The following is a 21,443-nucleotide window of genomic DNA, read 5'->3' as shown; positions in this document are numbered from 1 at the left end:
GGTGACCAGTATGCTCGCCCCCGACCGGCCTACCCTGCTGCTGGGCGCTCCCGGATCGGGAAAGACCAGGACCGCTGTGGACTCCGCCCTGGACTTCCTGGTGAGCGGGGAGGACTCAGGCCGGCTGCTGGTGCTCTCGCCCACCAGAGATTCCGCAGCCGTGCTGCGCAACGCGATTGAGGGCGCCTGGGCGCGCAGCAATCCGAAAGGCGCATTCGCTGAGCAGCCCTCCAGGTCTTTCGCCGCCTACGCATTCTGGGTGCTCAGCGAGGCCCGGCGACAGGGATTCATCACCTTCCGGGCTCGGCTGCCGCGGCTGCTCGCCGGGGCCGAACAGGACCGCATCATCCGTGAGATCCTCCTGGAGCTGATCCAGGAGGGGACTGTGGAGCATTGGCCGGAGTCGGTACGCGGGGCTGCTACTACCGACGGGTTTCGCCGCGAGGTGCGTGAGCTCTTTGACCGGGCGCGCGAGCATGGGCTCAGCCCTGAGGACCTGCAGCTCGCCTCAGAGCAGCAGGGAGTTGCTGAGTGGGCTCCGGCTGCGCAGATCTACTCCCGGTACCTGGAGCGCTTCAGCTCACAGGAGTTCGAGGACGCATACGACCCGGCCGGGCTGGTCAGCGAGGCAGTCCGTCTATTGAGCTGCAATCCGGACCTGCTGGTCGGCGAGCGGCAGCGGCTGCAGCGCATCATCGTCGACGACGCCCAGGAGGCCACCCCCAGCGTACTGGCCCTGCTGCGGCTGATCGGCGCCGGCAAACCTGTGCTGGCCCTGGCCAACCCCGATGCGGTGACCCAGGGATTCCGCGGCGCAGTCCCGGGCAGGCTCAAAGACTGGGGGCACCTGACAGCACCGGATCCGGAGGCTGGACTACATGGGAAGCCACCGACGGTGCAGCTGCTGAACCGGGATCACGGAATGAGCTCCGGGGTGGCCGGGGTATACGCCCGCACCGTGCAGTTCATCCCCGCCCCGGGCGGTGACCTCCGAGACCTGTTCAAGCAGCACCTGACGCAGCAGCACAGCGAGCAGGACAGGGACTCCGGCACCAGGACCCCCGGAGTTGAGCCTCCGGTGGAGGCCGAGGCGGTGACCGCCACCAGCGAGCATGCTGCAGAACGCTCAGTGCTGGCGGAGATCCTGCACCGGCATGACCGCCACGCTGTGCCTCTGAGCCAGATCGCGGTGATCGCGCGAAGCGGGACTAGTGCCCAGCGCACGGCTCGGGCACTGACCGCACACGGTATCCCGGTGCGCCAGTCCATGCGCGATGTGGTCCTCCACCAGGAACCAGCTGTGGCACCGCTGCTGAGCATCATCGAATGGGCCTGCGACACAACGGACCGGGAGCTCGAGCTGCCCGATGTGCTGTGGCTGCTGGGCTCCCGGTACGGCGGCACTGATGCCTTCGGGCTGCGCATCCTGCGCCAGCAGCTGCGCCGCACCGAACGCGACCAGGCAACCGCGGAAGGCCGCGAACCGTGCAGCTCCGATGAGCTGATCCTCATCGCCGCAGCTGATCCAGCTGATCCGGTACTTGCCGGCTGGGCCAAGCCTGCCAAAGACGACCGACCGGAGACCACCGCCTACGGGCTCAAACGCATTGCCCTGATGCTCCAAGCGGCACAGCAGGCGGTGAGCACAGGCAGCACCCTTCCCAGCGAGCTGCTCTGGGAGGTGTGGGAGGCCGCAGGGTTGGCCGAGACCTGGCGGGAGGCCACCCGCGGCACCGGCTGGGAGGCTGAGCAGGCCGACCACGACCTCGACGCAGTGCTGGCCCTGTTCCACGCCGCCGACCGGTTCGAAACCCAGAACCCTGGGGCAGACGCGGCAGCCTTCGCTGAGCATATGCAGCGGCTCGAGCTGCCCATGGACACCCTGGCCGAATCCGCCGTCCGGCAGGAGGCTGTGGAGGTGCTCACCCCCACCACAGCAGCCGGGCGCCACTTCGACACTGTGATCCTGGTGGATCTCCAACGGGGCGTCTGGCCCAATCTGCGGCCCCGCGGCGCACTGCTGCGCAGCCGGGAACTGGCCGACTGGGCCGAGGGCACGGCCTACTCCGGCAGTGACAGCCCCATGGTGCAGCGCATTCAGACCCTGCAGGATGAGTACCGGCTCTTCGCCGCAGCCGTCTCCCGGGCCAAGAACCGGCTCTTCGCCGTGGCGGTGGAATCCGAGCAGGAACGTCCCAGCCCACTGCTTGAGCTGATCACCCCTGCCGCCGAGCGCCCCGAGGCCAGTAGCCGCGAGGTCCGCCTGCTCACCGATGCCGCCCTGGTGGCCGAACTGCGCCGCAGCCTGGAGAACGAGCTGCACGATCATCAGGGCCGACAGCCCAGCCAACGGGCCGAACAGGCAGCCCAGGCACTGGCGCATCTGGCCGCATCCGGGGTCCGGGCCGCTCATCCACAGAGCTGGTGGGGACTTCCACAGCTGAGTACCGAAGCCCCTGTCTTCGCCTCCGATGAGCCGCTGCGGATCTCCCCCTCAGCAGTGGAGGCAGCCATCACCCAGCCCCTGCAGTGGTTCACCTCCCGGGCCGGGGGAACCGAACCGGCAGAGTTCAGCAGAATGCTCGGCACCCTGATCCATCAGATCGCCGAGGAGCACTACACACAGGTTGAGCCCAAGGTGCTCCATCAGGTGCTTGAGGAGAAATGGCACACCCTGCGCATGGAGGGCTGGGAGGCTCAGGCGCAAAAGAACCTGGCTCGGGAGATGCTCACCAAACTAGCCAAGTACCAGCAGAAGGAGTCCCACCGGGAGGTGGTGGCCGTAGAGGCCCAGGGTGCCGCAGAGCTTACTCTCACCCATGAGGGACAGGACTACCAGCTGCGCATCAGCGGCAGCATGGACCGGATCGAAAGGCTCGAGGGCCAGCTGCGGATCATCGACCTGAAGACCGGCAACCACCTTCCCTCAGCCGATGACACTCAGCGCAATCCTCAGCTGGGAATCTACCAGCTGCTCACCGTCCAGGACCCGCAGCTCCGCCGGCTCGGCGAGGTTCAGGAAGCCGCGCTGCTCAATATCCGGAAGAACCAGACCGCAACCCTGCGCAGCCAGGACCCGGTCTCTGCCGAGGACCAGCGGGCCTGGGTCTACCAGCAGCTGAGGACCGCCGCTGAGGTGATGACCGTCCCGGCCTTTGAATCCCGGCACGAGGCTTCCGCACCCAGCTCCGGAAAGTACAACCGGTGCCGGGTCGGTCCGCTGTGCCCGCTCTGCGACGACACTCAACAGGTGACCCAACCATGAGCATCCCCACCCAGCACCCCCCGTACACTGCCGAAGCGCTCTCGGCAGCCCTCGGCGAGCAGTTCACCCCCACCCCGCAGCAGCGTGCCGTCATCGAAGCACCTCTGGTGCCCATGCTGGTCACCGCCGGAGCTGGCTCCGGCAAAACCAAGACGATGGCCGACCGAGTGGTTTACCTGGTGGCTAACGGCCTCGTCCTGCCGCACGAGATCCTAGGTGTCACCTTCACCCGCAAAGCCGCCGGTGAGCTGGCCGAACGGGTCACCGGCAAGCTCACCCAGCTGGTGGAGAAGAAGCTGATCAGCGCTGCGGACATCATTCCGGTCGAACTGGCCGCGACTCTCCCCGAGCACAGCAAGGTCCAGAACTATCTGACCAGCCTGCTGGAACCCACCATCTCCACCTACCATTCCTACGCCCACTCTCTGGTGGCCGAATACGGCATGCACATCGGCATCGAGCCCGAGGCCGAACTGGTCGGTGGGGCAGCGGCCTGGCAGCTGATCACTCCTCTGATCACCGACTACCCCGACGGGGAGTCCCTGGTGGAGGCGGAGGCCAACACCTCCAGCCTAGCCGTGCAGGTGCTGAAGCTCTCCCAGGACATGGCCGAGCACCTGCAGATCCCCGAGCAGGTGGTTGCCTGGCTGGACCAGCAGATCGCCCAGGCTGAAGCCTGGCAGCCACTGCCCAACGGCGAGTCCAGAAAACTGCTCAGGATGCTCAAGCTGCGCCGCGAGACCGCCAAACTCACCCAGGCCTACCAGCGGGCCAAAGCCGAGAACGGTCTCATGGACTACGGGGACCAGCTGCGCTACGCCGCACAGCTGGCCACTGAGGTTGAGCAAGTCAGAGTCCGGGAGCGGCAGAAGTACAAGATCGTGCTGCTCGATGAGTTCCAGGACACCTCCCACGCCCAACTGGAGTTGTTCTCCCATCTGTTCGGAGCCGGCACCGGACATGCCGTCACCGCAGTGGGCGACCCCAACCAGTCCATCTACGGATTCCGCGGTGCCTCCGCCGGCCAGCTCTTCCAGTTCCCCAAGAAGTTCGTCCTCACCCCGGAGCAGGCCCAGTGGGCCGATCATCCCAACACCGACCAGAACGGTGAACAGGGACTGAAGCAGCTGACCATCGCCTGGCGCAACGGCCGCCGCATCCTTGATGTGGCAAACACCCTGGTCGAGCCCTTCACCAAGGACACCGGCCTGGCCTGGCACGCCACCACCGCACATCTGCGCGGAAAGCTCCAACAGCTGATCAACGCCGACCGGATGGCCAAAGACGGCACACTCCTGGCGCAGGACGGCCGGCCGCAGGACCAGCCGGAGGCACCGCCGGTGCCGGCGGAGGATCGGATTGTCCCCCCGGAGAAAGTCAAAGACGGCTCGGTGGCCTACGGATTCTTCACCACTGAGGCACAGGAGACCGCGGCCATCGTCGAGGAGATGAAGCGGCGGCTCGACGTGCCAGAGGGCCAGGAACCGCCGAAGTGCGCAGTGCTGGCCACTACTCACGGACAGCTGGCCGCAGTCTCCGATGCCCTGCGGTACGCCGGAGTGCCCTACGAGCTGGCCAGCCTCTCCGGTCTGCTCCACCAGCCGGAGGTGGTGGAGCTAATCGCCTACCTGCGGGTGCTTGCCGACCCCAAACGCTCCGACGAGCTCATCCGCATCCTGGCCGGCGCCCGGTACCGGATCGGGCCCAAAGACCTCTACCAGCTGGGCCGCAGCGCGGCCGGACTGGCCAACTCGCGGACCCGCGGCCAGGAGTGGGATGCCGATGAGGACCAGATCGGATCCCTGGAGCCGGAGCTGGACGAGATGCAGTCCCTCATCGAAGCGCTGGAGAACTTCCAGGTGGACCCTGATGCGGCGGATGAGCAGCGCTACGGATTCAGCGCTGAGGGCGCCAAGCGGCTGAGCCAGGCCCGGGACCACTTCCGCACCCTGCGCAGTCTGCTGCACCTGGACCTGGGCACCCTGATCCACCGGATTGCACAGGACACCGGGCTGGGCGTGGAAGTCGCCGCCCGGCCCTGGGAATCCGGCTCCCATCCCACCCGGCAGATCGATACGCTCATCGAATACGCCCAGACCTTCGCCACCAGCTCATCAAGCCAGGACATCACCGCTTTCCTCGACTGGCTCAAAGCCGCCGAGGACCAGGAGCGCGGCCTGGAGCAGGCCCCCGGCGACCCTGCTCCCGGTGCCGTCCAGCTGCTTACCGTCCACGCCTCCAAAGGGCTGGAATGGGATGTGGTTGCGGTGGCTGGGCTGAGGAAGGACAAGTTCCCCAAATCCTCCCGAATGATCTCCCGCTGGACCAAGAACGAGGGCGACTTGCCCTGGCCGCTGCGCGGGGACAGAGGCTCCCTGCCCCAGTGGACACCCCAGTACGACGACGAGGACCCGCCTAAGCGCAGAGCCCAGCTCTGGGCCCGCTCCGAAGGAACCTCCAACTCACCCAAGGACTACGAAGGGCCCATCTTCGGCGAGGACACTGTGCTCTTCGCCGAGGAGGAGGAACGTCGCCTGGCTTATGTGGCCTTCACCCGCGCCAAGACCCGGCTGCTGGTCACAGGCGCCTGTTTCTACGGCGCTTCAGGCGGCAGAGACGCCTCCCCCTTCCTTGAAGAGATCCGCGCACTGGCTCAGGAAAGCCCCCACCAGGAGGGATTCGAGGAGCTCGCCTGGCACAGCTACGACCAGGAGGAGGCCAACCCCCAGAGCGACTACACACTGATCTCCGCCTGGCCCTATGACCCGCTCGCAGCGCGCCAGCTCACCAGGAAAGTTCTGCTGAAAGCAGACCTGGCGGACCGTGCCTCCATCGATACCTTCGTCGATGCGGAAGAGGCGGAGCCGAGCCCCGCACCCGTCTACTCTCGCCGGCCAGCGCTGCAGGCAGCCGCAGATCTGGTCACCAGCTACCTCCACCAGGATGACCCCCTTGCGGAGCTGGAAGAGAACCAGTGGTTGGAGGAGGCTCGCCTGGTCACCAGGAGAGCAGCTGCGCGCAGCACCGTTGCCGGGCAGGCGCAGCTGCCCGGCCAACTCGCTGTATCCTCAGTGGTGCAGCTGGCGCATAACCGTGACGAAGTCCTGGAGCAGGCCCGCCGGCCCATCCCGCAGAAACCCTCCTCAGCGGCACGCAGGGGCACTGCTATCCACGGGATCATCGAGCAGGTGCTGGAGGTCCAGGGTTCCCTGCCCGAGATCGACGAGCTCTTCGCCACTCATCTCGCCGAGGACCAGGCAGGAGACCTCAACCTGGAACAGGTCAGGGCCAGCTACAAGACCAGCCGATGGGCCGGCTGGCCGGCCTTCGCCGTGGAGATCCCCCTGGAGACCAGCCTGGCCGGGGTCACCCTGCGCGGGCGGATCGACGCAGTCTTCGCCAAAGACGCCAACGGCATACCGCTGAGCAATGACACATACCACCGATGGATGGCCGGGCCGAAGCAGAAGCGGAACGAACTGATGAGCCGGTGCAGCTTCGACCTCGTGGACTGGAAAACCGGCGCGGTCCCCACCGGGAAGGAGATGGCCGAGAAGGAGCTGCAGCTGGCGGTCTACCGGGTGGCTTTCAGCAGGCTCTACGGAGTGGATGAGCAGAACATCCGCTGCCACTTCCTCTACCTGGACCAGGGTGTCACTCACTCCCCAACCAGACTCGACGGCGCCGCAGTACTTGCTGCCCGCATCCAGGGTGAGCAGGCGTCGTCGTAAGCTTCAGACCTTGTGACCGGATCGCCTGGCCAGCCAGATGGCATAGGCGCAGATCAGCACCCCGAGTGCGGCTGCAATGGCTCCAGCAAAGGCCGGAGCACGCAGCCCAAACCCGGCGTCGATCACCACTGCACCCAGGATCGCGCCGATCGCATTGGCTGAGTTGAACGCGGAGTGCTGGAAACTGGCCGCCAGCTGTGGAGCCTTCGGGGCGCAGTCCAACAGGTGAGTCTGCACTGAAGGGCCCAGTGCCCCTGCCGCAACGCCGATCAGCAGCAGAAAAGTGATCATCAGCAGCGGAATATGGGCGAAGGCACCGAACAGGGCCATCGAAATCGTCACCGTCACCGTGCTCACCATCACCGTACCCAGTACGGATCTATCCGACCAGTAGCCTCCGGCGAAGTTGCCCACTACATTGCCCAGACCATAGAAGAACACCACGATCGGAATGGCCCCAGCGGTGAGGTTGGTGACGTCCATGGCGATATAGGAGATATAGGAGTAGATCGCGAACATCCCGGAGAAGCCCACCACAGCCAAGGCGATGCCCACCCACAGCCGCTGGTTCATCAGGCCCTTGAGCTCCCCGCGCACCGAGGAGCCCTCTGGCGGATAGACCCGCGGGGCGCAGAAGGCCACCGCCACCATGGTGATCACCGCCAGGATCGCAGTGATGATGAACATGATCCGCCAGCCGAACTCCAGCCCCGCCCAGGTGACAAACGGAACCCCTGCCAGATTCGCGATCGCGATCCCGGAGAGCACCACCGCGATGGCCCGAGCGCGTTTGGTGGGTCCGGCCATATGCGCGGCCATCAGTGCCGCGCAGGCGAAGAACGCACCGTGCGGCAGTCCGGAGAGGAACCGGCCCAGCAGCAGCGCCTCAAAGCTGGGTGCGAAATAGCTGAACAGGTGGGCGAAGGTGAACAGTCCCAGCAGGAACAGGGCATAGTGCTTCCGTTCCCGCTTAGCGCCCATCAGCGAGAGGATCGGCGCGCCGATCACCACACCGGCGGCGTAGAAGGTGATCAGCAGCCCGCCCTGTGCCTCGCTGATGCCCAGGTCAGCAGCAGCTGCGGCGTTCAACCCCATGATGGCGAACTCGGTGACACCCACCGCGAACCCGCCGATGGACAGCGCCAGGATCGCGATCATCACTTGCCGCGGGGAATACTGCGGCTGAAGCGGGCCAGGTCTGACCGTCTGCAGGGTGCCGGTGACTGCCGGGATCGATCCAGTGAGGATCTGAAGGGGGCTGGTCATCGGACCGACCGGAGAGGAGTTCCCCTCGGCGTAGTCCGCAGGCGAATGCTTGGTCTCTGTCACGGATCAAGAATTGCACCCGGCCGTGAACCGAATGTGAAATGCCGGTTGAAAGAACCTGGAAAGACTACGTGATGATGGTCATATCTTCTGCCCGGACCGTTTGGTCAGCCAGATCGCATAGATCGTGATGACGACGCCGACCATGGCAGCGGCTGCCCCCACATAGGCAGGGGCTCGCAACCCCCAGCCGGCATCGATGGTCAGCCCACCCATTATCGCCCCCAGCGCATTCGCAGTGTTGAACGCCGAATGGTGGAAGCTGGCCGCCAGCTGCGGGGCCTTCGGGGCGGTGTCGATCAGGTGAGTCTGCATAGTGGGTCCCAGATTGGCGGCGGAGACGCCCACGCAGAACAGCAGGATGAGCATCAGCGCCGGAATATGGGCGAAAGCTCCGAAGAGCAGCATGAACACTGCCACTGCGATCATTGCGATGATCGCAGTGCCCAGCACGGACTTATCGGCGAACCAGCCGCCGGTGAAAGTGCCGATCACCATCCCCGAGCCGAAGATCAGCACCACCACAGGCAGGCTCTGATCGCTGAACCCGGTGATCTCCACCGCAACATGGGCCAAGTATGTGTAGATGGCGAACATGCCGGAGAACCCGATGATGGACAGTGCCACCCCCACCCAGAGGTGCTGATTGGCCAGGGCCTTCAGCTCCCCTGTGACCGAAGCGCCGGCAGGCGGCTGCTGGCGTGGGGCCAGCAGCGCCACGGCCAGCATGGTCAGCCCGGCCAGCAGCGCCACGATCACGAACATCCAGCGCCAGCCGAACTGCTGGCCCACCCAGGTGGCTGCCGGCACTCCGGAGACGTTGGCGATAGCCAACCCGGAGAGCACCACCGCAATGGCCCGACCGCGTTTGGCCGGGCCTGCCATCTGTGCGCCCATCAGGGCAGCAGTGGCGAAATAGGCCCCGTGCGGCAGACCCGAGAGGAACCGGCCTGCGATCAGAGTCTCGAAGTTCGGGGCGAAGAAGCTCATCAGGTGCGCCCCGATGAACAGCACCAGCAGGAATAAGGCGTAGGTCTTCCGCTCCCGCTTGGCCCCGGCTAGAGAGAGGATCGGGGCGCCGACCACCACACCCAGCGCATAGGCAGTCACCAGCAGCCCACCTTGGGCGTAGCTCACCCCCAGATCCAGCACGATCTCCCGCTGCAGGCCCATGATGGCGAACTCGGTCACCCCGATGGCGAACCCGCCGGTTGCCAGGGCGAGGATCGCCAGAGCGATCTGAGTGCGCGTCACCTGCGGCTGCTCAGACTCCCTCAGTGGTGCTGCAGCCCTGGCAGTGGGGTGGTTTCTCGGCGTCGTCGTGGCCTTCACCCCTGCCCAAACCTCTTCAGCCCACCGATCATTCCCGGCAGGCGGAAACCGGGCCACAGCGCTTCCCACAGCGTTACAAGTAGGTAAATAAGCCCGATGGCAACGCCTGCGCCATGGCCCTCGTGCTGCGCCCCTCAGTGATCATCGCCGATGAGCCCACCACTGCACTCGATGTCACCGTCCAGGCAGAAATCCTGGACCTGCTGCGCCGCTGCCGCGATGAGTTCGGCGCGGCGATCGTGCTGATCACCCACAATATGGGGGTGGTGGCCGATCTGGCCGACACCGTAGCAGTGATGTACAAGGGCGATCTGGTGGAGCAGGCTCCAGTGGAGGAGGTGTTCGCGACTCCTCAGCATGACTACACCCGAAAACTACTCGGTGCCGTGCTGCGTCTGGGGGAGGGGCAAGAACGACGCTCCCAGGCGACCTTGGTGACCGAGGCGTCGTCGTCTCCTGAGACAGCTGAGCCCGAACTGGCGGTGCATGCCCAGGATCTTCGGATCACCTATCCCGGAGGCCTGGGCAAGCCGGACTTCACCGCAGTGGACGGGGTGAGCCTGAAGGTCCCGGCAGGGAAGGTGCTGGGACTGGTGGGAGAGTCCGGCTCCGGGAAGTCCACCATCGGCCGGGCTGTGGCCGGGCTGACCCCGGTTGCCTCCGGTGAGCTCACCGTGCTGGGCCGCAGCATGGCCGGGGCGCGGGAGCGGCAGCTGAAGAAGCTGCGCAGGGATCTGGGCTTCGTCTTCCAGGACCCTGCCTCCAGTTTCAACCCGCTGCTGACTATCGGGCAGTGCCTGGCCGAGCCGCTGATCGTCTCCGGGGAGGCGGGCAGCATGAACTCCGCCCGTGCTCGGGTCACCGAGCTGCTGGATGCCGTACAGCTGTCGGGTGCTTTTGCCGACCGGTTCCCCCATGAGTTCTCCGGGGGTCAGCGGCAGCGAGCCTCGCTGGCCCGGGCACTTGCCCTGCAGCCGAAGCTGGTGATCGCCGATGAACCGACCTCCGCTCTGGATGTCTCCGTCCAGGCCGCAGTGCTGGAGCTGTTCCAGTCCCTGCAGCGGGAGTTCGGCTTCGCCGCGATCTTCATCACCCACGATCTGGCGGTGGTGGATCTGGTCTCTGACCAAGTGGCGGTGCTGCGCTCCGGTCAGCTGTTGGAGCACGGACCCACTGACGATGTGCTCTCTGATCCGCAGGATCCCTACACCCAACGGCTGCTGGCCTCGGTCCCGATCCCCGACCCAGCTGAGCAGCGAGCCAGCCGGGAAGCATCCTGAGCGGGATCGATGTGTAGCGGGAAGCTGCTATATCTGCTGGAAGATACCGGTAGGCACATCACTATCTGCGTTCGCAACCGTATCGCTCACGATTACGGCGATATTGACTACGACCTGGTGTGGGACGCTATCAAGGCCGAACTTCCCACACTGCTCAAAGACTTGGGGCTAGAGCCGGATCCTGCCCCGTTCGCACGAATCTAGAAGAAGACTTGTCACGAGCCGGGAGGGCGCAGGCCCGGGTGGCGGTCGTAGATGCTGGCCGCGGTGGGCGATGACGACGCCGCCTCCGCAGGGTTCACCGGAGAGCTCGGCGAGGTGCCCGAGCCGGCAGAGGGCGCTGAAGGAGCAGATTGTGCCGAGGCCGAGGAACCGGCCGAGCCCACGGAACCGGCGGAGGCTGCCGAAGAGGAAGACCCAGCAGAAGCAGCCGAGGCCGAAGAATTCGCCGATCGGGCACTGGCCGCCGACGTCGCTGAGGTCGGAAAGAAATTCTTCTGCTTAGCCCGGCGCTCTGAGTCCCGGTCAGGCTGGATCGGCAGGGATCCGGTGCGCGGAGCAGGGGAGTCGAACTCCGAATCATCCACATAGGCCGGGATAGCGTCTGTCGGCGCATCTCCGGGCAGCGATGCTCGCTTAGCTGAGCCCGCACTTCCAGCTGAATCGGCGCTGCGCGGGCGCAGCGGAGTCACCACCCCAGTGGGATCCTCTGCTGGCCCTCGGCCGGCTGCAGCGGCGCCGGCCTTGGCATCTAAAGCGTGGTCATCTGCGGCCGCCTCCTCGGAGGCCACATCCGCGTCGGTGATGAAGGCCGGTTCGTCGTCGTCATCCTCCGGGTCCCAAGCACCGGCACCGGCAATCGTGGCCGCAGCACCGGCGCGCATCACTGGCTTGGAATCCTGATTCTCAGCAGGCTGCGGGGCATCCTGGCCAGCCTGTGGGGTCAGCGCGATAGGGCGGCCGCCGTAGGTCTCAATATCGGAGGCCAGCTGGCGCAGCAAGGTGGTGGCCTCACCGATCATCTGCTGGTTCTCCCCGGTGATGCCGCGGATCAGCCACTGGGCCAGAGCGAACTCGGCTGACAGCGCCGCGCGGCGCAGAATATGCTCATCGCCTTCTGTGCTGCGGTGCTCCCGGTAGGCGGCCAGCACCGCCTCGGAGAACCGCTGATCAGGCGAGGCGATCAGCCAGGCCAGGTCATCAGCCGGATCGCCCACATGCAGGTCCGTCCAGCCGGTCACCGCCACTACGCGCTCGCCCTCGACCAACAGGTTGTCCTCATGCATATCCCCGTGCACCACTGCCGGGGTGAAATCCCAGAGCGCCTTATCCTCCATGGCGTGCTCCCAGCGGCGCAGCAGCAGTGGGGGCACCTGACCGGTGGCCGCGGCGGCGTCGAGCTCATTGAGCCTGCGCTGGCGCACCCGCTCAGCGGAGTACCGGGGCAGCTCAGCATGGTCCACCACGGCCTCGGAGAGATCATGCACAGCAGCCACGGTGCGGCCCAGATCATCGATCAGCGCCGGGGTGGCCTTGATCAGCTCGCCGAGCTCCTGAGCTTCACCGGGCAGGTGGTTGTAGACGAAGACCCGCATGTCATCGACCCGGGTAGCCCCCGCAACTGAGGGCACGCGGAAAGGAAGCTCCGCGCGGATCGAGGTGGAGAAGCCGCGCAGCACCTGAACCTCGGTCTCCAGGCGCATCGCCGCTTGGCCGTGCTGGGGACCGCGCACCCGCCACCGGTTGCCGGAACCGTCCACCACCACCGCGGACATGAAGTCCCGGGCGTCGTCGGCGGCGTCAGCCACCCCGGTGGGGGAGAGGCCGGGCACCGCACGGGTGGCCAGGGCAGCCAGTTCCATCGAAGTCCATCGCACGCATCTCAGCCTATGGAGGCCGGTGCCCCGTGTCCCGCTGACTCGCCGTATGCGCGCCGTTTCAGTGCCGGGCGCTACCGTAGAGATCATGAGTGGAGGAGAGAACACCGCCCTTGAATCAGTTCTGGAGGGGCTCGATGACGAACAGCGCGCCGCCGCCTCCACACTGACCGGCCCCCTGTGCATCTTGGCCGGTGCCGGCACCGGCAAAACCCGGGCGATCACCCACCGGATTGCCTACGGGGTCCGCGCCGGGGTCTACGACCCGCATCGGGTGCTCGCGGTGACCTTCACCGCCCGGGCTGCCGCCGAAATGCGCTCCCGGCTGGCCGGACTGGGTGCCCCCGGGGTGCAGGCCCGCACCTTCCACGCCGCCGCCCTGCGTCAGCTGCAGTACTTCTGGCCGGTGATCATCGGCGGGCAGATGCCCCAACTGCTGGACCACAAGGTTCGGCTGCTGGCCGAGGCGGCCAAGCGGCTGCGAATCACCACCGACCGGGCCAGCCTGCGCGACTACGCCGCCGAGGTGGAATGGGCCAAGGTCTCCACTCTGACACCTGAGGGATACCTGGCAAGGGCAGAGGACGGAACTGAGCAGCGTGAAGCCCCGGCGGGACTGGACCACCGCGGCTTCTCCCGGCTCTACCAGGCCTACGAGGACATCAAAGAGGACCGGCAGCTGATGGACTTCGAGGATGTTCTGCTCTTCACCGCAGGAATGCTGGAGTCCGATGAGCGGGTGGCCGCCCAGGTCCGCCAGCAGTATCGGCACTTTGTGGTAGACGAGTACCAGGATGTGTCTCCGCTGCAGCAGCGCCTGCTGGACCTCTGGCTCGGTGGGCGCAAAGAGCTCTGCGTGGTGGGCGATGCCGCCCAGACCATCTACTCCTTCACCGGGGCCACCCCCGACTACCTGCTGAGCTTCCGCCGCCGCTACCCCGAGGCCGAGGTGGTCAAGCTCATCCGTGACTACCGCTCCACCCCCGAGGTGGTGAAACTGGCCAACACGCTGCTGGCCGACCGGCGTCCCGGCGGCCCCACCCCCTGGCCCACCCCGCTGCAGCTAGTTTCCCAGCGGGACCGCGGCCGGGTCCCGGAGATCACTCAGCATGCCGACGACGACGCCGAGGCCGCCTGGATTGCCGCAAAAGTCCGCGAGATCACTGAGTCCGGCATCCCGCTGAGCGAGATCGCTGTGCTCTACCGCACCAACGGGCAGTCCCAGGCCTTCGAACAGGCACTGGCTGCAGCCGGCATCAGCTACCAGCTGCGCGGCTCTGAACGCTTCTTCTCACGGCCTGAAGTGCGTGAGTCCATCGCCGCACTGCGCACCAGCTCTCTGCTGGCCGAAGAGTCCCCGGACCCGGTGCCGGAACAGGTCCGCGGAGTGCTCACTTCCATTGGGTTCACCCGGGAGGCGCCCTCCTCCACCGGGGCGGTGCGGGAACGCTGGGAGTCGCTGGCCGCGCTGGTCTCCCTGGCCGAACAGCTGGCCGCTGAACGTGAGTCCGGGTTCAGCATGCGGGAGTTTCTGGCCGAGCTGGAGGAGCGCTCAGCCGCCCAGCACGCTCCCACCGTTGAAGGGGTGACCCTGGCCTCCCTGCACTCGGCCAAAGGCTTGGAATGGGAGGCGGTGTTCCTGGCCGGACTGTGTGAAGGGCTGATGCCGATCAGCTTTGCCCAGACCCAGCGGGAGCTGGATGAGGAACGGCGGCTGCTCTACGTAGGCATCACTCGGGCCAAGACCCGCCTGTTCCTCTCCTCCGCGGCAGCCCGGCACCCGGGCGGACGGGGCCGGCGCAAAGCCTCCCGGTTCCTCATCCCGCTGCGCAAAGAGCTGGGCCTGGAGGCACCAGCGCAGAGGATTGCACCGGGCGTAGGCGGGCTCAGTGTCAATGCCGCGGCCCGTAAGCGCAGAGCGGCACTCTGCGCTAGCTGTGGCACCCCGCTGACCGTTGGCACCCAGATCAAACGCCGCCGCTGTGAGAATTGCCCGCCGCGCTATGACGAGCAGCTCTTCGAGCACCTGCGTGAATGGCGGCGCGGCTACGCAAAAGAGCTGGAAGTTCCGGCCTTCATGGTCTTCGGCGACGCCACCCTGGAAGCGATTGCCGAACATAGGCCTGGCACCGATGAGGAACTGCTGGCCATCTCCGGCATCGGCCCCAAGAAGCTGGAATCCCATGGCGAGCAGCTCAAGGCCGCACTCGCAGAGCACTTGGGCAGAGCCTGAGGCGCGAGCGAAGCGACCGCGCCGGGCGGTCTGGATGTGCGGCACTAGGCTGAACGTGTGAGGATGGCACCCATGGTTGGCGACGAGTCTCCGGAGGCGGCCAGTGTCGATGCTGTGGCGCAGGAGTTCGGCGTCGCTTTGGAGCGTGCGTTGGGTGGTCGGGCTAGCGCGAACTGGCTGGTGGTGCGCCGAGGGGATCCCCTGGTGCTTCGGCGGTACTCAGATGTCTTGGAGTTGGGTCCGGAATTGCTGCGTCAGGCAATCGACTGGCAGGTCGAGGTGCGCGCCCGGGTGCGCCGAACTGGGTGGCCGGTAGCTGCTGCGATCGGAGAGCCGCTCAGCTCGGATGGAACCTGGTGGACGCTTGAGAGTTGGTTGCCCGGTGCGCCGGCTATCATGACCCCGTCTCAGCATGCGGACCTGATTGCCCAGTGGCAGCGGATCGGGGACATCGCCGAAGATCTCGGTCCACAACCTCATCGCCTTGATCACCTTGCCGTGCTGGACGATGCTGAAGCCGCTGGATACCTCGCCCAGTGCGAGAACGTGCAGGATCGAGAGTGGTTGCTGACACGACTGGACCAGGTTCTGGCGGGAACCCAGCGGGTGGACTGGGAGGCGTCCCGCCGCACCCTGGTGCACGGTGACCTTGCCAGGCACAACATTCTGTGGGCGGCTGGGAACCTCTCCGGTGTTCTCGACTTCGAGCTCGCCACGATTGACCGCCGGGTCACGGAGGCGATTCACGTCTGGCGGTGCCGGCACGATGACGTACTCCTCGCCTACGACCAGCAAGAACCGCTCAACGATCAGGAGTGGCGGATGCTCCTGATCGACTGGTGGGCCCTCATGCTCAGCTTGTCCCTGTTCCACTTGCGCCGTGGCCGGCAACCCGGACGCTGGGAACTCGATGGACTCCGACGAACCTCACCGCTGAGTGAGACACTGGCCCACAACCTCTGACGCAAGGACTCCGCTAGTGGTCTCGGCGGCAGTTCCGCAGCCAGATCCGGATCGTGTAAGTGCGTCATAGTCGGGCGTGCCATCCTCGCTGCACTTCGATAGGCGGCACAAGCAGGAACGCCTGGCGTTGCTGGTCAGCGAGCTTGGAGCCGGCCATGCCCATCGTGATCAGTTCAGGATGTGCGCGGTCAACCCGCAGCGCAATGCTCACGATGCCCGCGTGAGAGTCGCCGTGAGCCACGCCGCGCAGCGGAAAAAGCACGAGCGTCTCGAGATTGGAAACCTGGACCTTCACTGTGAGCGCACGGTGGCCAGCGTGTTCGCCCAGGCCGTGAGCTGGTCGAGGGTTTCGCCCAGAAGGTCCGCGAAGAAGGGGCAGGGAGCGAACTCGTTGTTCCTCTAGGTGATCAGGTAGTCCACCTCGCTCACCTGCTCTATTGCGAACCGTTCCAGATGGTGACGGCCATCCAGCAGCCGGGTCACTGCCTCTGGCGCTAGTCACTAAACCCATATCGACTCAGGGCCCTGGTGAATAGACTTGGGCTCATGACCGACGGCGACTGGAGGGATGGCGAGTTCCGGCAGCGTCGGCCCTCCGAGGAGACTCTCGCCTGGGTTGCAGCGTCGATGGGTCGGGGCAGTCGCATTGTTGGCTATCGCCGATTGACCGGTGGCGTCTCCTCCGCCGTGCATCGGCTGACTGTCGAGCGAGGTGGGAAGCGAACGTTGGTCGTGCTTCGGCAGTACCCGGGCGGGTTCGGACTGGTAGGGGCCTTGGAGAACGAGATCGCCAACCTTCGCGTGGTGGCGGAAAGCGGGCTCCCGGTTCCCAGAATCCTGGCTACTGATGTCACCGGTACTTCGACCGGGGGTGCGCCATCGTTGCTGATGACACGGTTGCCGGGACATGTGGACCTCAATCCGGTGGAACCTCGGTCCTGGATGACGAGGATCGCGGAGATTGCCGTCTTGCTGCATTCCCTCGACCTGCCCGCGAAGACATTCAATCCTTGGACCGATTCTTGGATCGCTCCTCTCGACGGGCTTCAGGTGCCGGTCGGGGCACAGCAGCCGGATGTGTGGAAAGCGGCGTTTGGTGTCATGGCGGCGCCACCACCAACCGACACTGCCGTCTTTCTGCACGGGGACTTCCTGCCTGTCAACATTTTGTGGTCGCGCGGAAGAATCACCGGGCTGACCGACTGGAACAGCATCCATCGAGGGTCGCCCGCGATTGACATCGGGCACTGTCGGCGATATTTGGCGGTGCTCTACTCGCCAGAGTGGTCGGAGCAGCTTCGGTTGCTCTATGAGTCGATCGCCGGAGTGATTCTCGATCCGTGGTGGGATCTGTATGCCCTGCTGCACCATGACGACACCCAGCCGAAGTGGATCCGTAGTCAGGTCGCAGGGCGCCGTCCCGTCGATGTGCCGGGCATGACTTCCCGGGTCGAGGTCGCTATCGAGACGGCGCTACGGCGCCTCGAATAACTGTGGGGCCCTCCATCTGGTGTATCCCCCGCAGATGTCATGGAAGGTGTTCAGATGGCCCAACGAGAACAGATAGCCGATACGCGATCGTGAGGGGCCGCCGCGCGACTTGTAGGGGGCAATCGGGACGCGAACTACTTTTGCGCCTTGTGAGGATTGGGCGTGGCTAGTCTGGGACTGGCTGGCGGGGTAGTAGGTACTGGCCGTTCTGCCCCCGCGATTGTGGCTCATTTGCTCCCTGGCTCCGATGGATGCCTTCGGTGGGACTTGCCCAACCGGCTGGATCATGCGTCTTGGATCACCGCGAGACTGAAATCTTGCGCGTGTGCGCGGTTTCAGTCTACTGACGTTCGGGATTCAGGCGGTGGCGCAATGCCGCGCAGTATCCCGCAAAGAGCGCCGTTACAATCCCGATGCCAATGTCGAACCAGGAGGTGACGGTGCCCAGCATCGCCCATCGGTTCAGCAAGGCGAAGGTCGCGATGAGCAGCACGACCTGCGCAGATGCTGAGGTCACAGCGACCGGGAACGCCCATCGGTTGCGTGCGATGAGCAGTACCGGGGCGAGGAGCCCTCCGAGGATGTTGACAGCCCAGATGATACGGAGAATCACCGGATAGTCGGCGAAGTAGATGACCCCACCTTGACCGAACTGCCCGCGAATGTAGTCGGTGTCATTCATGAGGATCAGCAGGTAGTCGCGTGCTCCGCCGACGTAGAGCGCGAACACGATGATCGAGACGAGCCACACGTGCCACGGGCGACGAACGACGGGTTTCTCTGGTCGCCCGCTCATCGGTCTGCTTCCGAACTTGTCTGCTCGCGCAGCGTGTTCAAGAGGGTCGTGGACGCGCTGAGGGTCTCCATCAGACGTTCGACGCCCATCAGGGCGATGCCCTCATCACTTCCCAGGACGATGAGTTTGTCGCCCGCTCCGATGCCGTGGTCACGGCGCGCCTGCGCGGGGATGACGACCTGCCCGCGCTCACCGACCGTCACCGATCCGTAGAACTTCCGCCCCTCGGGGCCGTTGACGACACCACTCTCATCATCATGCATGATAAACATGTTATACATGTCATAAGCGGTGCGCGAGAGGGCGACAGGAAAGAGAAGCGAGAACCGATGTGGGGGACGATCTTGGGCATCGCCGGAACGACTGCCGCCGTCGGAGGAGCCGCCGCGGCCGGATACGCGGGGAACAACCTGACGTATGCACGACGGGATGCGGCCAGAGCCAACCGTGCGGGTTTCCGGGATAAGCGGATCACTCTGCGAACCGGCACGACTTTCGCCTACTCCGAGGGGCCGGACTCCGGCCCCTCGTTGTTGCTGCTGCACGCTCAGGGGTCAGCGAGGCAGAGCTACGACCGTGTGCTGCCCGCGCTGGCGGAGCACTTCCACGTCTATGCGGTCGACATCGCCGGACACGGCGACTCCGACCGCACGCCCGGCTGTTACACCGTTCATCAGGTCGGCGCGGACATCGCTCTCTTCATCGAATCCGTCGCCGAAGGTCCGGTCATCTTGAGCGGACACTCCTCCGGCGGGCTGGTCGCGGCCTGGGTCGCCGCCGAGGAACCCCACCTCGTCTCGGCCGTGCTCTTTGAGGACACGCCGTTCTTCTCAACCGAGGGTGAACGCTACGCCACTCAGTTCAACTACATCGACCTCGCCGTGCCCGCCCACGATTTCCTGTTGCAGGACGTGGAGACGGACTTCGCGGGCTGGTACATCGCTCACAACGCGTGGCTCGGCTACTTTGGCCGAGGACGAGACGGCATCGTCCGCTACGCCCGGAAACGACGCACCACCCGCCCAGACGAACCACTAAGGCTGTGGTTTCTGCCGCCTGTGACGAACGAGTCGTACGCGCACATGCACGCTTTCGATCCCGCATTCGCCGACGCCTTCTACGAACGCACCTGGCTGGAAGGCTTCGACCAGGCCGACGCGCTCGCCCGCATTACCCAACCGGCGACAGTTGTCCACGCCAACTGGCGTCTTACGGGCGCAGGCATTCTCGAAGGCGCGATGACCAATGACGATGCTACTCGCGCGAACGACCTGATCACCAACAGCACCCTCGAACGCGTCCATACCGGGCACGGATTCCATTTCGAGAAACCCAGAGAGTACAGCAGGCTGCTCACCGACCTCGCAACACGTGCCCGCAGGCCGTGAACGACGCCACATCAGGTGTTCGTGCAAGAAATGAAAGAACGGACGCAGACTACGCGAGTGTAGACGGGCATCACAGAGTGCGTGCAGGTCCGTCGCGACCCGGATTGGTGTGCTGCCTGTGCCGCCCATGCAGATAGCGACTCGGGGGTACGGGGCAGTTCTCTTGGGGGTATCACTGTGGATGGGTGCTGAACAGCGGAGACTGAGCGGCGTGGCATGTCAGCGGTTCGCGGGGTGGGTTTGCGGCGGACGTGTTGCGGTGAGATGTCCTGCTGGTCGGCGATGGGACCGCAGGAGTGCGTTATGGCGGTTGTGAGGTCGTTGTGCGTGAACCGGCCGCTGCGCCTGCGCCGTGGAGTCTTGGCTGGGTTGGCAAGAGTCGAGAGCGAGACGGCAGAATGGAGAGGTGAGGAGGTCTGCCCGATGAGCATGAACGCACCTGAGTCGATGATGCCGTGGATGACTCGTTCGAGCGCAGTCTCCGTCCCCTCCGATGACATTGAAGCGCTGTCTGTCGGCGACGCCGCCGCGTTGGTCGGCGTGAGTGTGAGGACGCTCCACCACTGGGATGACATCGACCTGGTAGTTCCTAAGACTCGGTCGAATTCCGGCTACCGGACTTACGATGCCGATGACATCAGTCGGATTCATCGTGTGCTCGTCTATCGAGAACTCGGATTCAGTCTCGCGAGCATTCAGGAAATCTTGGATGACCCGACTGTTGACGAGGATCAGCAACTCCGTCAACAGAGACAGATCATTGGCGACCGAATCGGTCGGCTCTCCGAAATGGCAGTCGGTATTGATCGACTCCTAGCTGCCCGCGAGACGGGTACACGGCTCTCGATGCGAGAGCAGGCGGAGATCTTCGGGCAGGACTGGCGGCCGGAATGGGCGGAGGAGGCCTACGAGCGGTGGGGAGACTCGCACGAATGGAGTCAGTTCGAGCAGAACGTGGCGCATCTCTCGGCAGCGGAGCGGGCTAGGGTTCACGACCAGGGCGAAGCCGTCCAGCGTGAATTGGTCGAAGCGAAGCGGGCTGGCGTTGCCCCGGGAACTGTCGAGGCAAACCGGCTTGCCGAAGCTCACCGAGGCTCGATCGATCAGTTGTTCGCCTGTTCGCACTCGATGCACTCTGTCTTGGGACGCATGTATGTCGAGGACGAACGATTCGCCGCGAACATCGACCGGTGGGAGCCGGGTATGAGCGTGTGGCTGCGAGACGTGATTTTCGCCAACGCCGCAGCTCACGGTGTTGACCCGACACAGGCCACATGGGAGTGACGCCATGTCCAGGAACGATGAGCCAAATTACGCACGCGATTGCTGGCGAGTGTGCCTGGCGCATCTTCGTCTGCTGACCGCGTTCGTCGCATCCGCAAAAGCACGACGACACCGTGGATGATCACACACCTTAACTCTTGACCACCCATCCAACGCGAGCAGCAGCATGAATGCATGCCGCGCTGCTATCGGATCGCTTACGTCACCGCGTCGGATTCGGCTCCATACCTCCGCGACGCCTTGCTCCTCGTGAGCGATTTCGCACCACAGCGATTGGGACGCGTACGCCTGCCCCGACTGCTCGGCCGCGTTGAGATAGGGCGCGAGCGTTTCAGGTCGATGCTCCATCGCCTGCCCGACGATCCCAGCCAGCCGTGCCACAAGCGCCACAGGCACGCGCAGCTTGCGGGCCGCTTGATTGGTCGGCGGACGGTTCTCGGGCGAGTCATCCATGTCAGCGACGCTAGGGGCTTCCCT

15 protein-coding genes and 1 pseudogene are annotated in these 21,443 nt (G+C 65.2%); 9 read left to right on the top strand and 7 right to left on the bottom strand.

Going from position 1 to position 21,443, the window contains the following annotated elements; genetic code table 11:
- The first annotated feature begins 1 nt into the window (after nt 1).
- The gene (locus tag F0311_RS04840; protein WP_191089742.1) at nt 2-3,265 is read left to right on the top strand and encodes an ATP-dependent DNA helicase; all 3,264 of its coding nucleotides are present in this window, start codon (nt 2-4) and stop codon (nt 3,263-3,265) included.
- Nucleotides 3,262-6,996 carry an ATP-dependent helicase gene (locus F0311_RS04835; protein ID WP_150460814.1) on the top strand — a complete coding sequence of 1,245 codons (3,735 nt, stop codon included), beginning with the start codon at nt 3,262-3,264 and terminating at the stop codon, nt 6,994-6,996. Before F0311_RS04840 ends, F0311_RS04835 begins: the two co-directional genes overlap by 4 nt.
- A 3-nt stretch (nt 6,997-6,999) precedes the next feature.
- On the opposite strand, the gene F0311_RS04830 is transcribed toward F0311_RS04835, so the two are convergent.
- Together F0311_RS04830 and F0311_RS04825 are read right to left on the bottom strand one after the other, a co-directional pair.
- Nucleotides 7,000-8,325: an MFS transporter gene (locus F0311_RS04830; protein ID WP_223881142.1), complete on the bottom strand. Its 1,326-nt coding sequence runs from the start codon at nt 8,323-8,325 to the stop codon at nt 7,000-7,002.
- Nucleotides 8,326-8,403: 78 nt separating this feature from the next.
- A complete protein-coding gene (locus F0311_RS04825) occupies nt 8,404-9,576 on the bottom strand; it encodes an MFS transporter (protein ID WP_223881141.1) in 1,173 nt (390 codons plus the stop codon).
- A gap of 188 nt (nt 9,577-9,764) precedes the next feature.
- Between F0311_RS04825 and F0311_RS04820 the strand changes: the two are divergent.
- Together F0311_RS04820 and F0311_RS18975 are read left to right on the top strand one after the other, a co-directional pair.
- A pseudogene (locus tag F0311_RS04820) lies at nt 9,765-10,934 on the top strand (ATP-binding cassette domain-containing protein); the annotation flags it as partial.
- A 9-nt stretch (nt 10,935-10,943) separates the two neighbouring features.
- Nucleotides 10,944-11,138 (top strand): HepT-like ribonuclease domain-containing protein, encoded by a 195-nt coding sequence (locus F0311_RS18975; protein ID WP_150460811.1) that lies wholly within the window; start codon nt 10,944-10,946, stop codon nt 11,136-11,138.
- 11 nt (nt 11,139-11,149) lie between these two features.
- Here F0311_RS18975 and F0311_RS04810 read toward each other — a convergent pair whose 3' ends face one another.
- The gene (locus F0311_RS04810) at nt 11,150-12,811 is read right to left on the bottom strand and encodes a phosphotransferase (RefSeq protein ID WP_191089741.1); all 1,662 of its coding nucleotides are present in this window, start codon (nt 12,809-12,811) and stop codon (nt 11,150-11,152) included.
- Between the two features lie 88 nt (nt 12,812-12,899).
- Between F0311_RS04810 and F0311_RS04805 the strand changes: the two genes are divergently transcribed.
- Both F0311_RS04805 and F0311_RS04800 read left to right on the top strand, forming a co-directional pair.
- Nucleotides 12,900-15,044, top strand: a complete 2,145-nt coding sequence (locus F0311_RS04805; RefSeq protein WP_150460810.1) for an ATP-dependent DNA helicase UvrD2 — start codon at nt 12,900-12,902, stop codon at nt 15,042-15,044.
- Between the two features lie 72 nt (nt 15,045-15,116).
- A complete protein-coding gene (locus F0311_RS04800; protein WP_191089740.1) occupies nt 15,117-16,007 on the top strand; it encodes a phosphotransferase in 891 nt (296 codons plus the stop codon).
- A 64-nt stretch (nt 16,008-16,071) separates the two neighbouring features.
- On the opposite strand, the gene F0311_RS04795 is transcribed toward F0311_RS04800, so the two are convergent.
- Nucleotides 16,072-16,302, bottom strand: a complete 231-nt coding sequence (locus F0311_RS04795) for a hypothetical protein (RefSeq protein ID WP_150460808.1) — start codon at nt 16,300-16,302, stop codon at nt 16,072-16,074.
- A gap of 251 nt (nt 16,303-16,553) precedes the next feature.
- Here F0311_RS04795 and F0311_RS04790 point away from each other — a divergent pair, with 251 nt between their 5' ends.
- The gene (locus F0311_RS04790) at nt 16,554-17,498 is read left to right on the top strand and encodes a phosphotransferase family protein (RefSeq protein ID WP_150460807.1); all 945 of its coding nucleotides are present in this window, start codon (nt 16,554-16,556) and stop codon (nt 17,496-17,498) included.
- A 340-nt stretch (nt 17,499-17,838) separates the two neighbouring features.
- Here the strand turns inward: F0311_RS04790 and F0311_RS04785 are convergent, their stop codons facing one another.
- A complete protein-coding gene (locus tag F0311_RS04785; RefSeq protein WP_150460806.1) occupies nt 17,839-18,294 on the bottom strand; it encodes a hypothetical protein in 456 nt (151 codons plus the stop codon).
- Complete coding sequence (locus F0311_RS04780) at nt 18,291-18,557, bottom strand: AbrB/MazE/SpoVT family DNA-binding domain-containing protein (RefSeq protein ID WP_150460805.1); 267 nt, start codon at nt 18,555-18,557, stop codon at nt 18,291-18,293. Before F0311_RS04780 ends, F0311_RS04785 begins: the two co-directional genes overlap by 4 nt.
- 81 nt (nt 18,558-18,638) lie before the next feature.
- On the opposite strand from F0311_RS04780, the gene F0311_RS04775 reads away from it, so the two are divergent.
- Entirely contained in the window at nt 18,639-19,682 is a 1,044-nt protein-coding gene (locus tag F0311_RS04775; RefSeq protein WP_191089739.1) for an alpha/beta fold hydrolase, read from the top strand.
- A 423-nt stretch (nt 19,683-20,105) separates the two neighbouring features.
- Entirely contained in the window at nt 20,106-20,966 is an 861-nt protein-coding gene (locus F0311_RS04770) for a MerR family transcriptional regulator (protein ID WP_223881140.1), read from the top strand.
- Nucleotides 20,967-20,993: 27 nt separating this feature from the next.
- Here F0311_RS04770 and F0311_RS04765 read toward each other — a convergent pair whose 3' ends face one another.
- The gene (locus F0311_RS04765; protein ID WP_150460803.1) at nt 20,994-21,419 is read right to left on the bottom strand and encodes a CGNR zinc finger domain-containing protein; all 426 of its coding nucleotides are present in this window, start codon (nt 21,417-21,419) and stop codon (nt 20,994-20,996) included.
- Nucleotides 21,420-21,443 lie beyond the last annotated feature (24 nt).

This window comes from Nesterenkonia ebinurensis (assembly GCF_008711175.1).
GTDB classification, from domain to species: domain Bacteria; phylum Actinomycetota; class Actinomycetes; order Actinomycetales; family Micrococcaceae; genus Nesterenkonia; species Nesterenkonia ebinurensis.
The sequence above is the reverse complement of the archived record's forward strand: the minus strand, read 5'-3'. Positions and strand labels throughout refer to the sequence as shown.

Bases quoted from the DNA above. Each gene is read 5' to 3' on its own strand.
- F0311_RS04835 (WP_150460814.1), top strand. From the start codon at position 3,262: ATGAGCATCCCCACCCAGCACCCCCCGTACACTGCCGAAGCGCTCTCG.
- F0311_RS18975 (WP_150460811.1), top strand. From the start codon at position 10,944: ATGTGTAGCGGGAAGCTGCTATATCTGCTGGAAGATACCGGTAGGCAC.
- F0311_RS04805 (WP_150460810.1), top strand. From the start codon at position 12,900: ATGAGTGGAGGAGAGAACACCGCCCTTGAATCAGTTCTGGAGGGGCTC.
- F0311_RS04800 (WP_191089740.1), top strand. From the start codon at position 15,117: ATGGTTGGCGACGAGTCTCCGGAGGCGGCCAGTGTCGATGCTGTGGCG.
- F0311_RS04790 (WP_150460807.1), top strand. From the start codon at position 16,554: ATGACCGACGGCGACTGGAGGGATGGCGAGTTCCGGCAGCGTCGGCCC.
- F0311_RS04785 (WP_150460806.1), bottom strand. From the start codon at position 18,294: ATGAGCGGGCGACCAGAGAAACCCGTCGTTCGTCGCCCGTGGCACGTG.
- F0311_RS04780 (WP_150460805.1), bottom strand. From the start codon at position 18,557: ATGCATGATGATGAGAGTGGTGTCGTCAACGGCCCCGAGGGGCGGAAG.
- F0311_RS04770 (WP_223881140.1), top strand. From the start codon at position 20,106: ATGAGCATGAACGCACCTGAGTCGATGATGCCGTGGATGACTCGTTCG.
- F0311_RS04765 (WP_150460803.1), bottom strand. From the start codon at position 21,419: ATGGATGACTCGCCCGAGAACCGTCCGCCGACCAATCAAGCGGCCCGC.